This is a genomic window from Lachnoclostridium phytofermentans, assembly GCF_000733755.1.
GTDB lineage: Bacteria > Bacillota > Clostridia > Lachnospirales > Lachnospiraceae > Lachnoclostridium > Lachnoclostridium phytofermentans_A.
Window position 1 is genome coordinate 638,009 of the sequence record NZ_JPOF01000003.1, and the last position, 13,560, is coordinate 651,568.

Consider the following 13,560-nt stretch of genomic DNA (forward strand, 5'->3'; position numbering starts at 1 on the left):
AAAATGGGAGGAAAGAACAATAGCGATCTTTCTTCGATACATTATTTGTAACATATCGAATAGTTATTATTAAAATATCGAATAGTTATTTTTTTAATATTGATACTATCTAAGTATTACGTTGCAACTTATAATAAAGGAAATTGAATTAATTTTATTAGCACGCATTGTAATATAATAAGCTACAAGGAGGTACTATGAAGTTCATTAAGAATAATAAACTATTTGTTTCTCTGGCTTTCATCCTTTGCATAATCATCCTTATGATATTTACAATACCACAACTTCAAGGCTATCTATATTTCGGAGATCGTATTAATGTGATTGTTCATGTATATATCAACGAGAAGGAAATAAACCTAGATGACACTTCTGTTTTCATGATGCATAAAGGAAATACAGAAGAATTGAGTTTTGATCAAAATACAATTCAAACAAAAGGCGGAGAATATGGAGAATATACTTTTAAAGTTCACATAGATAAAAATCAGACTGGGTTTGATAAGGATATTGAATTATATCTAAGATATATTAATACAAATAAATGGTATATCTCAAGTAGCACCTGTAAGATTTATCTAACTTCTAAAAATGATACTATTTCTGGGAATTCCAGTATTAATGTTCAATATAATGATAAAACCAGCAACCTTTATGAACAACGGTTTGAGGTTATTGAGGATGAGGTATCTATTACTTGGGGTAATTAAATAATGTAAGAAGAAGTTTTACATTAGAGACTAGCACAATTAAAAAAATAGAAACTCCACTATTAGTAAGCATGAAAAAAAGCACCCTCTTAGGTGCTACAACTTTCTTCCAATGGCTACAGCAATTAATTTTACCAGATTTTCAAAAAGCCGTTAATCGGAATCGAACCGATGACCTATTCATTACGAGTGAATCGCACTACCGACTGTGCTATAACGGCATATTATGATATGGGTAACAAAAACCCATCATCGAGGCGACAAGATTCGAACTTGCGGCTTCTACGTCCCGAACGTAGCGCTCTACCAAACTGAGCCACGCCTCGAATTGAGACTACTGTATGTACAAAAGAAGCAGGTCGCTATGATATTATGCTACTATTTTTTAAAATTGTCAAGACCAAGAAAAGAAAATCCTCACAATAAAATAGAGTAAAACCAAGGAAGATTTATCACAAAAATAATACTTTTTGCTCTATCTCCTTGGTTTTTTAATTTGTTATATTATAAAAAAACTTTGTATCTATTTATCGATGCTCACCCATATAACAGATACCGATTGCTCCAGGACCCGAATGAGCTCCAATACTTGGACTTACTGTATTCACAACAATATTGTCGGTATGTAGCTTTTCCTTAATTAGATTCACTAAAAAATTAGCATCTTCTTCGACATCTCCGTGAACAACACAGATTACATTTTTTTCGTCCTTATATTTTCCCATCGTAGATAGCATATTATCCACTAAGGTAGCAAGTGATTTCTTTCTTCCACGTGTAGTTCCATTGGATACAAGCTGACCTTCGTTATTAACCACTAAGATAGGCTTAATATTAATCATAGAGCCTACGATTGCTGTCGCCCTAGAAACTCGACCACCTCTATGAAGATGATATAAATCATCGACCGTAAATTGGACACAGAATTCTAATTTATGTTCTTCAATCCATGCTGCTACTTCATCAATACTCTTTCCCTGTTCTCTCATGGCAACGGCTTTCATGATAACCATGCCTTGACCTAAGGATACATTAAGAGTATCAATTACAATAATCTTAGCACCTTCATTTTCTTCACAAATTTCTTTTGCACCTACCATTACGTTGTTACAGCCACCGCTTAGTGCTGAAGAAAAACTAATATGAAGTACATCATAGCCCTCACTGACATACTTTTGAAAGGTTTCTCGAATTACGGCTGGATTACTTGCCATTGTTGTTGGCATAACCCCTGCACGCATCTTATCATAAAATTCTTTCGCAGATAATAAATGGTCCTCCCCGTAAGTTATGCCTTCTAAATCGTAATAATGTGAGATAATCCCAATGTTTTTTTCTTTAATGTAGGATGGCAATAAATCCGAATTGGAATCTGTTGTAATGACAAACTCTTTCATTTGGTCCCTATCCTTTCCTTTCTCTCCCGATTAGTAACAAACAATGATGCCGCCTTCATTTGCATATAAGCTAGAAATACCGCCCGTGTTTGCTATGAAACATTTTGCAAAAGGAATACACTTCATAATTTCGTCTTTTACATAGATTGCACGTTCAAAATTATTACAGTGTGCGATACCAAGAACACGGTTCTTCGCATCAATCACATCCTCTTCCATATATTTTACCATCTTTAGTAGTGCTTTTTCAATCCCACGAGCCTGATCAATTTTAATTATATTTCCATCGTCAGATCCCATGATAGGTTTTATATTAAGTGCACTGCAAATTACAGCAGTTAAGTTACTTAATCTGCCGTTCTTTCTTAACGTATCTAAGGTCTCTAACACAAATTTTGTCTTCAAATTATCACGAAAATCATTTACTTTTTTTACTACTTCAGAAAAAGATAGCCCTTTTGAGACTAATTCTTGAATCTTCATAGCAATTAATGTCTGTCCCACCGATGCAGATTTTGAGTCAAATACTTCGATGTTTTTATTCGGATGGTCTTCTAAGTAAAGCTTCTTAGCAAGTTCCGCACTGTTATAAGAACCACTCAATCGAGAGGATAAAGTTACCACATAGATATCTTCCGCTTCATCAAAATGAGACATATAACTATCTGGTGACGGACAGGATGATTTCGGACAATTTTTGCTATCATTCATTTTGCGTAAAAAATCAATCTGATTAAATGTCTCGTCGTCAATAATATTTTCTTCTTCTATTTGAATGGACAATGCTACTTTTACAATATGTTCATCCTGCTGTAACTCCTTTGGTAAATCAGTACAACTGTCGCATAAAATTATATAAGACATAATAGTCCTCCTGTCAATTGTAAATATTGTGATGATGTCTTTATCACGTAGTAATTATCTATCGCATAACGTAGTTTTAAATACTATATACAATCATAGCATAGTTTTTTCATTTTGAAAAGTGAAAATTTTATAAATGAAGTACAGTAATTCAAAATAATATACAGCTCCTCTTTCATAAAAAAATGCAAATCATGATGTTCTTACTTCTTGTTTTATTCTGCAGTTTTTTCTAACTACATAAATTAGGAAGAACAAAGTGGCTTCGCCACTCTAGGCTCCCTGAATCAACAAATTCAGAGCGGTGCCACTTTGTCGCGACGAAGCATCAGCGGAGTGAGCATCCCTCGGAGAGTTTTTTAATTAATAGGAGATTACTCGTAGAATAATTTCCTATTAATCAGCACCACCAGTGTGAACTGGTGGTTTGCTCTGCCCCTGTAAGGGGCTATTGCCGGCATGGACCTCAAAGGTCCTTCGAAAGTAAAGGCCCCAACCGCACCACTTTCTCTGGCTAACCCTTACAAGGGTTTATTATTTGCCTTTTATTACTGGCTCACCCGTGAACGGGTCAATAAATTCTTTCAAACTTAGTTGATCTTCTGCTTGGTCATCCATCAACTGGCTTCTGATGTATTCTTCTATTTTCTTTGCATTTTTTCCAACTGTATCTACAAAGTATCCTCTACACCAGAATTTTCTATTTCCATATTTGTATTTAAATTTGAATGTCTATCAAATATCATCAATGAACTTTTTCCCTTCAAATACCCCATGAATTCCGAAACGCTTATATTCGGTGGTATTCTAACTAGCATATGCACGTGATCTTTGCAGCATTCAGCCTCTATAATTTCTACACCTTTCCTTTTACACAATGTACTTAGTATATTTGCAACATCTGCCTTTATACTTCCATAAATTATCTGCCTTCTAAATTTCGGTGCAAAAACAATATGATATTTACATTCCCATGTTGTATGTGATAATGTATTCTTATCCAATTGGATACCTCCTTTGTTATATTTAGTGCGGTTTGAGACCCACACTTATTATAACAAAGGAGTTTTATTATGAAAATGCTAGAAGCCATTGTGATCCACCGGCCTAGCCGGTGGTTTATTAAAGATAGCCCTACAATTAAAAAAGCAATAGAAAGTAGATTCCTGTACTTTCTATTGCTCTATTAAATAGATCTTAACAGAACCTATTATTATTTTTGGTAAAAAAATGAACTCTATTCATTCAATTAACATTATCACTAACGTTTTATTCCTCACAATATAAATGTCTTGGAAGTCCCTCTACCATAATTGGTGTAAGCTCTGCTTGAATTAATGGTCTTGCGTAACTAATAAACTCCTGTGTTACATAATAATTCGGAACATCAATCCATTCCATAGGCACACGTTTTTCAACGTTAGCAATTGCTTTAATATCATAGATATCAGTAGTACATTGATATGGTTCATCACATACTCGCTTTAAGGTAATCATCTTACCAGTCTCACCTTCAAAAGCCGCTTTTACTGCTGCGCCACCGACCTGGAATGCTTCTGAAATATCCGTACGGGATACGATATGAGAAGCACAGCGTTGTAAGGTACTAAATTCAATCGCACGTGCTTTACAACCAAGTTCAGACGATACTAGGTTAGCTAATACACGACCTGTACCAGAAAGCTGTCTATGTCCAAATGCATCCACGCTACCGTTTGCATCTCCAACTTCACAAACATATCTGCCGTCTGCAAGACGAACACCCTCTGAAACAGCAATCACTACAGACTTCTTACGTTTTTGAATTTCATCCACTTTTCGTATAAAGTCTTTTGAATCAAATGGAACCTCCGGAAGAAGAATCATATCCGGTCCTTCGCAGTCTTCACTCTTCGCAAGAGCAGCCGCACCTGTTAACCATCCAGCATTTCTACCCATGATTTCTAATACAGTTACACTCTTAACATCATAAACTAATCCATCACGAATTACCTCTTTGGTAATCGAAGCAATGTATTTTGCTGCGCTACCAAAACCAGGCGTATGATCTGTTGCAGCTAAGTCATTATCAATCGTTTTTGGTACACCCATAAAGCGAATGTGACTACCTGTCATTTCTGCATACTCTGATAATTTTTTGATGGTATCCATAGAGTCATTTCCTCCAATATAGAAGAAATACTCAATGTCTAATTCATGAAGCTTTTGGAAGATGGTCTCATAGACTTCTTTATTCTCTGAAATTTCAGGAAGCTTATATCTGCATGAACCAAGATAAGAGGAAGGTGTACGCTTTAGTAACTCGATGTCCAGATTGTTTTTAATGTGATCGGATAAATCAACAATCTGTCCGTTAAGAAAGCCCTGAATACCATGTTTCATTCCATAAACCTTCTTAGCACCACGATCCTTTGCTGTTTTGTATACCCCCGCCAAACTTGAATTAATAACCGCTGTAGGCCCTCCAGACTGACCAACAATGACATTGCTTCTCATGTAATTGCCTCCTCATTTTTAGTTGCGTCCCATTCCGTGAGACTATAATACGATGTGTGGAATTTGCACTCTATGTACAAATTGCACGTTTTTGCGCAATCGCGCTCACTACGAGATTATATCAGATGGTCTTTTATAATACAACACTAAAAAAAGTGAATTAATTTACTAAAATATAAGCATATCATGCACTTTTTTCTAAAAACTATTCTGAATTTTTCTAATCTATTGTTATATCCAATGACTTTATGTCCCTGTCAATATCATAGACATAGTCGACTACATAACATCGAAATAGGGCTACGGATAGCTGATACGCCGATTCGTAACCCCACTTTATACTAATTAATATAAGAAATATGGAACTCTAAGCTTTCAATTATAAAAATGCTAAAATAACAAAGTTTGCAATGAATAACGCTGTTGCTACCCAAAGTACTGGTGTAACTTCTTTCACTTTTCCCTTCACGCATTTTACAATAATGTAGAAGATAAATCCTGCTGCAATACCATAGGAGATACTATAGCAAAAAGCCATGAATACACCTGCAAAAAACGCTGGAATAGCTTCTTCTAAATCATTCCAATCAACCTGCTTAAATGCAGAAAGCATCATTACACCAACAATAATAAGAGCAGGAGCGGTAGCTGCAAAAGGAATTGCACTGACATATGGAGCAAAGAACGCACTGATAGCAAATAATATCGCTACCACAACACTGGTTAAACCGGTACGTCCACCTGCACTAATACCTGCTGCACTCTCTACGTAAGTAGTTGTATTAGAAGTACCAAAGATAGCACCAATACTAGTTGCTGTTGCATCTGCAAATAAAGCCTTGTCCATCTTAGACTTAAAGCCTGCCCCACTTTCTAGTGCATCCTCATCCTCTTTAGAGAAGATTCCCGTCTTACGTCCTGTTCCAATAAAAGTACCGATAGTATCAAAGGTATCAGATAAACTAAATGCAAAGATTGTCATTAATACAAGAGGGATTCTGCTTGCATCTGCAAATAAATGCTGAATACCATCTTTACCAAAGGCTGCACCAAAGGTTTCTGGTAACTGACTAACAGCCTCACTAAAACTAATAGTATCCGCTGTCTTAGTAACACCAAATGGAATACCAAGTAAGGTAGTTACAATAATACCAATAAAGATAGCACCCTTAACGTTTAGTAACAAAAGAATTACTGTAAGTACAAGTCCAATCACTGTTAAGATAACTGCTGGATTATTAAATTTTGCAATACCTGGAACAAGTGGGTCACCAACAAAGGTAACAAGTCCTGAGTTTACAATTGCAATATATGCTACGAAAATACCAATACCACCACCAATTGCATGCTGTAAGCTTTCTGGTATGGATTTGATAATTAACTTACGAAGTTTTGTTACTGTAATAAAAATGTTAAATAAACCACAGATAAATACCATTGCCAAAGCTTCCTGCCAGCTAAACTTAAGACCAAAGCATACGGTAAATACGAAAAATGCATTTAAGCCCATACCTGGTGCCTGAGCATATGGAACATTAGCCACTAATCCCATAATTAATGTTCCGACGATAGAAGCTAATATGGTTGCTAAAAATACCGCTCCCCATGGCATTCCTGCTTGCTCTAACATAGTCGGGTTTACTGTGATAATGTACGCCATAGCAAAGAATGTAGTAAAGCCTGCAATTACTTCTGTACGTACGGTTGTGTTGTTCTGCTTTAATTTAAAAAAGCGTTCCATAAATACTTCCTCCTATTATAATTTATTCATGGAGCTTAGCTCCTTAACAGGGTAACCCTGTTTGAATCATAACTAAACGCAAGTAAAGCAATGAAACTGACAAAACGTACTCTTCATTGCTAACTATCCACAGCGCCCTATCGCTGTTTCTTATAAAAGTAATAAATATACCCTTTAAATCACACAAAATGTATATTTACACAAGTCGACTTTTCTTAACACACGCTCATTTTACCAATAACAACCTAGCATGTCAAGCACTAAAACACAGGATATTGTAATTATAGGTCAAAATAATACTATAGTTAGTATTTAATCCTAAACCCTAAGATTATTGATTTTGCTGTATTTCCTATAATTATTACAGCTAATCTTATTTATAAGCATGGCTTATATATTCCAATGCTATCCTATTTTATGAAACTACTCTGACAAAAAAGGATAATAAAAAAACTGCATTGTAGAATTTTTTCTACAATGCAGGATGTAATTTTATTCATTAACTTATTATTTATCCTATATTCAATAAATTAGTTAAATGCATTATGAATTCAATTCATTATAAATGTGAAAGAACCTATTTTTCCTTAATATCATCCTCATTAAAGCATTCCTCGATTGCAGCACCTGGAGCAACCATTGGCCAAACTTTATCATCGTTATCTATGATGCAATCTATTACGACTGGTTCGTTTAAGGAGAGTGCCTCTTTTAATACAGGTTCTACTTCTTCTTTTTTTGTAATTCGGAAAGCTTTTGCCCCCATCGCTTCCGCCAGCTTAACAAAATCAACTTTGTCATTCAGAATCGTTTGAGAATAACGCCTTCCATAGAAGAGAGTTTGCCATTGGCGAACCATTCCAAGAACGTGGTTATTAAATATTACCTGTATAATTGGAATATTGTATCGTGTCGCAGTTGCAATCTCGTTCATATTCATACGGAAACAACCATCTCCAGCAATATTAATTACTGTCTTATCTGGCATCCCGACTTTTGCACCAAGACTTGCCCCAAGGCCATATCCCATCGTTCCTAAACCGCCAGAAGTAATTAATGTTCTAGGCTTTCTATATTTGATGTACTGAGCTGCCCACATCTGATGCTGTCCTACTTCAGTTGTAATGATAGCATTCTCCCCTACAAGTTCATCAATTTTTTCCAGGATATATGGACCTGTTAATATATTATTTTGATAAGTTAATGGATGTTTCTTCTTGCTTTCTTCTACTTTATTCATCCATTCTTCATGCGATTGCTGGTCTAATTTCTCATTGATCAAATGAAGCACTGCTTTTATATCTCCAATCAATCGTTTGTCAATGATGACATTCTTGTTAATCTCAACCGGATCGATATCAATATGTATCTTCTTTGCATTTTGTGCAAACCTTGTAGCATTTCCTGTTACTCGGTCGCTAAAACGCGTACCAATCGCGATAAATAAATCACATTCCGTAACACTTAAATTCGAAGTTTTTGTCCCATGCATTCCAAGCATACCTGTATACCTTGGATGGTCTCCAGGAAAAGCACCCTTCCCCATCAAAGAATCAGTCACAGGACAATCTAAGAGCTCTACAAACTCCATCAACTCTCTTTCTGCTCCTGAGATAACAGCACCGCCTCCTACAAATACCATAGGTTTCTTACATCCACGAAGTAAGGTCAGGGTTTCCTCCAAATCTTCACTTGTTACTGTTACATATTCATCAAAGGTGATCTCATCTTTAGAAGCCTTTGTGTACTCACATTTTGCCGCTGTTACATCCTTCGTAATATCAACCAGAACAGGGCCTGGTCTTCCACTCTTTGCTATCTTAAATGCTCGACGAACCGTATCAGCAAGCTTTGTAATATCTTTTACGATAAAATTATGCTTTGTGATTGGCATCGTAATTCCAGCAATATCAACCTCTTGAAAACTATCCTTCCCAAGAAGAGGTACTGGAACATTACCTGTGATTGCAACCATAGGAACAGAATCCATATAAGCGGTAGCAATACCGGTTACTAAATTTGTTGCACCCGGACCTGACGTTGCAAGACATACACCGACTTTACCAGTTGCTCGTGCATAGCCATCCGCAGCATGGGAAGCCCCCTGCTCATGGGAAGTTAAAATATGTTTTATCTCGTCTTGATGACGATAAAGCTCATCATAAATGTTAAGCACCTGACCACCTGGATATCCAAATATAGTGTCAACGCCTTGTTCTTTCAAGCACTCGATTAAAATTTGCGAACCGGTTAATAACATACTGCACCTCTTTCTCTAGTATCATTTTTCTAATTCAAAACAATCGTGTGAAGTTTTAAAATACAAATTTCTAAGTTTATGTCTTTTGTTCACCTAAAAATCCTCTACACACTTACCCCTTTATACTCAAAGTTTTGTGGACATAGTGCAGTCACAAACACTTTATCTAATGAATCTGCTCTCTACCCAAAGCTCTATGCTCTACCTTACTTAGCTCGTGGAACTTCTAATATTGCACCACGATTTCCCGAAGTAACCATGGCAGTATAGCGGGCAAGGTAGCCTGTTGTTATCTTTGGCTCTCTAGGAATCCAATTTGCTCTTCTTCTCTTTAATTCCTCATCTGATACTACAAAGTTTAAGGAATTATTCGTGATATCAATTTTAATTATATCACCTTCCTCTACTAGAGCAATATTACCGCCAACCGCTGCTTCCGGTGATACATGACCTATAGATGCTCCTCTGGATGCACCAGAGAAACGACCATCGGTAATTAATGCTACGGAGGAGCCAAGTCCCATACCAGCGATAGCTGATGTAGGATTTAACATTTCTCTCATACCAGGACCGCCTTTTGGACCTTCATAACGTATGACAACCACATCTCCAGCAACAATTTTTCCGCCTTTAATTGCTTCAATTGCATCCTCTTCACAATCAAAAACTCTTGCAGGCCCTTCATGTACCATCATCTCAGGCGCTACAGCAGAGCGTTTTACGACTGCTGAATCCGGTGCTAGATTTCCCTTTAACACTGCAATTCCACCGGTTTGACTATATGGATTTTCAATTGGACGAATGGTGTCTGGATCTTTATTTACGCAACCTTCAATGTTTTCCTTTATGGTCTTACCCGTACAAGTAATTAAGTCCGTATATAATAATCCCTTCTTATCAAGTTCATTCATTACAGCATAGACACCGCCAGCTTCGTTTAAATCCTCCATATAAGTATGACCAGCCGGTGCAAGGTGACATAGGTTTGGAGTCTTTGCGCTGATTTCATTTGCAATATCTACATTCAGATCAACTCCTGCCTCATGAGCAATTGCTGGTAGATGTAACATACTATTTGTGGAACATCCTAATGCCATGTCAATTGCAAGAGCGTTGAGAAAAGCCTTCTCGGACATAATATCTCTCGGACGTATATTTTTCTCAAGAAGTTCCATAATCTTCATACCTGCATGCTTAGCAAGTCGAATACGTTCAGAGTATACTGCTGGAATTGTACCATTCCCTCTAAGTCCCATTCCTAAGGCTTCGGTTAAACAGTTCATACTGTTTGCTGTATACATGCCAGAGCAGGAACCGCAGGTTGGGCATACTTTATTTTCAAATTCAGTTACTTCCTCTTCTGACATCTTACCCGCAGCATGTGCACCAACTGCTTCAAACATACTACTAAGGCTTCTCTTCTCACCGTGGACACGGCCTGCAAGCATTGGTCCACCACTTACGAATATGGTTGGGATATTTACTCTTGCTGCTGCCATCAGTAAGCCTGGAACATTCTTATCACAGTTAGGAACCATGACTAATGCATCAAAACTGTGTGCCATAGCCATTGCCTCTGTGGAATCTGCAATTAAATCTCTTGTTACTAGAGAATATTTCATTCCGATATGTCCCATAGCAATCCCGTCACAAACTGCAATTGCTGGGAATACGATAGGAGTTCCACCCGCCATCGCAACCCCTAATTTTACGGCTTCCACTATCTTATCGAGATTCATATGTCCTGGTACAATTTCATTATAAGAACTTACTATACCAATAAGTGGCTTTTCTAACTCTTCCTTGGTTAATCCCAAAGCATTAAATAAAGATCTATGAGGTGCCTGCTGCATCCCTTTGGTTACTGCATCACTTTTCATACTTTCACACCTTTCTTTCTTGTAATTTCTTTTTACTAACTTCTTTAAGTAACTTCTTTTTACTAATTTCTTTTACTAAGTTCACTAACTTCTTTTTACTAATTTCTTTTACATAGTTCTTTTTATATATTTCTTTCATTATCTCTTATAACTATTCTCTTCCCTACTTCCTACAAGCATTATTACAATCCCATTCTCTGATCAGTCACTACGTTTTAACTGAAACTTATAAGGACTCAATTGCTATGCTTGAATATAAAACCGATATCTAAAGTATAAAAAAACGCCCGCCATAAGCAAGTATGCTTAGGGCGAACGTAATATCCGTGGTACCACCTAAATTCAGAATTTCTTCTGCTCTCTACGGTACAGGCCACTCTTCATTAAGCAGAACCAATACCGTTTCCTTTTAACGGTGGACATCCGTTGAAGCCTACTAAGTAACTACTGTTCGGTTCAAAGCTCCGAGGCTACTTCCCGGTACATTGGATTTCATTCCTGTACCACATGGCTGTTAGTTTCCTTTCGCCAATGCTACGAATCTCACGAAGACTTTCACCCGCCGTCTTCTCTCTTTGCTTCGATTCCGTAAGTACTCCTCCTCATCAATGCCTTTAAACTATTGATTTATGTATCCAATTGTAACTATTTAACTGTTTAAAATTTCTGATTGTATTGCACTTTAGTCTAGCAGAACTTTAATTTAAAGTCAACTATCTTTTCAATATTATTATTTTATGGTAGCTATAACTTTTATCACTTGTTCAAACCCTCGTTATAACTTAAAAGAGTTAAGAAAGCTACTAATAATTCTACTTTCTTAACTCTTTTTACAATACTTTTCTTACGCCTTTGAAACGTCAGTCTCTATTTGGCATATAATTCAATTATCTTCACTAAAAGTTCAACCACCTTCTCCATCGCATTGATAGAAACATACTCATAGCGACCATGATAGTTTTCGCCACCAGTGCAAAGATTTGGACAAGGAAGTCCCATAAAGGACAAACGGGCTCCATCGGTACCACCGCGAATTGGAACGATATTTGGAGTTATATCTAATACCTCCATAGCCTCTTTCGCACGTTCAATTAAATGCATATGTGGTTCTACTTTTTCTTTCATATTATAATAGTTATCTTTGATCTCTGCGGTAAAGGTATCTTTCCCATACTTCTCATTTAAAAATTCGCAAGCTCTTTTAAATAACTTCTTCTTTTCTTCAAACTTCTCTTTATTGTGATCTCTGATAATATAATGAAGTGTTGCAGCATCCACAGATCCCTCTATCTTATCAAGATGATAAAATCCTTCATAGCCTTCTGTGTATGCAGGGTTTTCAGATACTGGAAGCATCTGATGAAACTCCATACCAAGTAACACAGCATTCTTCATTTTCCCCTTTGCACTACCTGGATGAATGCTGGTTCCTCTTACTTTTAACTTAGCGCCTGCTGCATTGAAGTTCTCGTATTCGATCTCGCCAAGTGTACTTCCATCTACGGTATACGCAAAATCTGCTCCAAAGCCTTCCACATCAAAAAAATCTACTCCGCGACCAACTTCTTCGTCAGGGGTAAAACCAATCTGAATGGTTCCATGTTCGATTTCCGGATGAGTTAACAAGTACTCTACCATTGTCATAATCTCTGCAATACCTGCTTTATCATCGGCACCAAGCAAAGTGGTTCCGTCCGTTACCACCAAGTCTTCGCCCTCATTATTCTTAAGCTTTGGAAATTGTTTTGGTGACATTACAATTCCTAACTCTTCATTTAATACAATATCTCCGCCATCATAGTTCTTCACTACCCTAGGCTTAACATTTTCACCGCTGATAGCTGGAGAAGTATCCATATGCGCAACAAATCCAAGGACAGGTACTTTCTTCGTTGTAGTAGCTGGAATTGTAGCATACACATAACAATGTTCACTCATTCGAACATTCGTAGCACCTAACGCTTTTAATTCCTGTTCTAAGGCCTTTGCAAGTACCCATTGCCTATCGGTACTAGGAACCGATTCTTGATCATCTTCTGATGTTGTGTGATAACTAACATATGTTAAAAAACGTTCTAATACATTAGACATATTAACCTCTATTCTGGCGTCTAATCGCCTTTTTAATTACCGTTCCAATTGGAAACGGAGATACGACTTTTTATGGTGTTTCCATAGACATATTTCCTATAGTATAAGCAAAATCTTTCTC

The 13,560-nt window shown here is 36.8% G+C and carries 8 protein-coding genes, 2 tRNA genes and 1 pseudogene; 1 reads left to right on the forward strand and 10 read right to left on the reverse strand.

Going from position 1 to position 13,560, the window contains the following annotated elements; translation table 11 throughout:
* Nucleotides 1–197 precede the first annotated feature (197 nt).
* A complete protein-coding gene (locus tag CC92_RS0108320; protein WP_029503357.1) occupies nt 198–710 on the forward strand; it encodes a hypothetical protein in 513 nt (170 codons plus the stop codon).
* A 148-nt stretch (nt 711–858) separates the two neighbouring features.
* Here CC92_RS0108320 and CC92_RS0108325 read toward each other — a convergent pair.
* The 10 genes and pseudogenes from CC92_RS0108325 to pepT form a co-directional block, all read right to left on the reverse strand.
* Nucleotides 859–931: transfer RNA gene (locus CC92_RS0108325), tRNA-Thr, on the reverse strand.
* A gap of 31 nt (nt 932–962) precedes the next feature.
* Nucleotides 963–1,036 (reverse strand) — tRNA-Pro (locus CC92_RS0108330).
* 201 nt (nt 1,037–1,237) lie between these two features.
* A complete protein-coding gene (locus tag CC92_RS0108335; protein WP_029503356.1) occupies nt 1,238–2,107 on the reverse strand; it encodes a DegV family protein in 870 nt (289 codons plus the stop codon).
* A gap of 30 nt (nt 2,108–2,137) precedes the next feature.
* Nucleotides 2,138–2,971 carry a DegV family protein gene (locus tag CC92_RS0108340; protein WP_029503355.1) on the reverse strand — a complete coding sequence of 278 codons (834 nt, stop codon included), beginning with the start codon at nt 2,969–2,971 and terminating at the stop codon, nt 2,138–2,140.
* 534 nt (nt 2,972–3,505) lie between these two features.
* Nucleotides 3,506–3,975: pseudogene (gene tnpA / locus CC92_RS20880) on the reverse strand (IS200/IS605 family transposase).
* 265 nt (nt 3,976–4,240) lie between these two features.
* Entirely contained in the window at nt 4,241–5,467 is a 1,227-nt protein-coding gene (locus CC92_RS0108350) for a 6-phosphofructokinase (protein ID WP_029503354.1), read from the reverse strand.
* A gap of 379 nt (nt 5,468–5,846) precedes the next feature.
* Nucleotides 5,847–7,208, reverse strand: a complete 1,362-nt coding sequence (locus tag CC92_RS0108355) for an NCS2 family permease (protein WP_029503353.1) — start codon at nt 7,206–7,208, stop codon at nt 5,847–5,849.
* Between the two features lie 577 nt (nt 7,209–7,785).
* Entirely contained in the window at nt 7,786–9,468 is a 1,683-nt protein-coding gene (ilvB, locus tag CC92_RS0108360) for a biosynthetic-type acetolactate synthase large subunit (protein ID WP_029503352.1), read from the reverse strand.
* Between the two features lie 206 nt (nt 9,469–9,674).
* Entirely contained in the window at nt 9,675–11,348 is a 1,674-nt protein-coding gene (ilvD, locus tag CC92_RS0108365) for a dihydroxy-acid dehydratase (RefSeq protein WP_029503351.1), read from the reverse strand.
* Nucleotides 11,349–12,215: 867 nt separating this feature from the next.
* A complete protein-coding gene (pepT, locus tag CC92_RS0108375) occupies nt 12,216–13,439 on the reverse strand; it encodes a peptidase T (protein WP_029503349.1) in 1,224 nt (407 codons plus the stop codon).
* Nucleotides 13,440–13,560 lie beyond the last annotated feature (121 nt).

Excerpts from the sequence above, each read along its gene's own strand:
- CC92_RS0108320 (WP_029503357.1), top strand. The coding sequence starts at position 198 with ATGAAGTTCATTAAGAATAATAAACTATTTGTTTCTCTGGCTTTCATC.
- CC92_RS0108335 (WP_029503356.1), bottom strand. The coding sequence starts at position 2,107 with ATGAAAGAGTTTGTCATTACAACAGATTCCAATTCGGATTTATTGCCA.
- CC92_RS0108340 (WP_029503355.1), bottom strand. The coding sequence starts at position 2,971 with ATGTCTTATATAATTTTATGCGACAGTTGTACTGATTTACCAAAGGAG.
- CC92_RS0108350 (WP_029503354.1), bottom strand. The coding sequence starts at position 5,467 with ATGAGAAGCAATGTCATTGTTGGTCAGTCTGGAGGGCCTACAGCGGTT.
- CC92_RS0108355 (WP_029503353.1), bottom strand. The coding sequence starts at position 7,208 with ATGGAACGCTTTTTTAAATTAAAGCAGAACAACACAACCGTACGTACA.
- ilvB (WP_029503352.1), bottom strand. The coding sequence starts at position 9,468 with ATGTTATTAACCGGTTCGCAAATTTTAATCGAGTGCTTGAAAGAACAA.
- ilvD (WP_029503351.1), bottom strand. The coding sequence starts at position 11,348 with ATGAAAAGTGATGCAGTAACCAAAGGGATGCAGCAGGCACCTCATAGA.
- pepT (WP_029503349.1), bottom strand. The coding sequence starts at position 13,439 with ATGTCTAATGTATTAGAACGTTTTTTAACATATGTTAGTTATCACACA.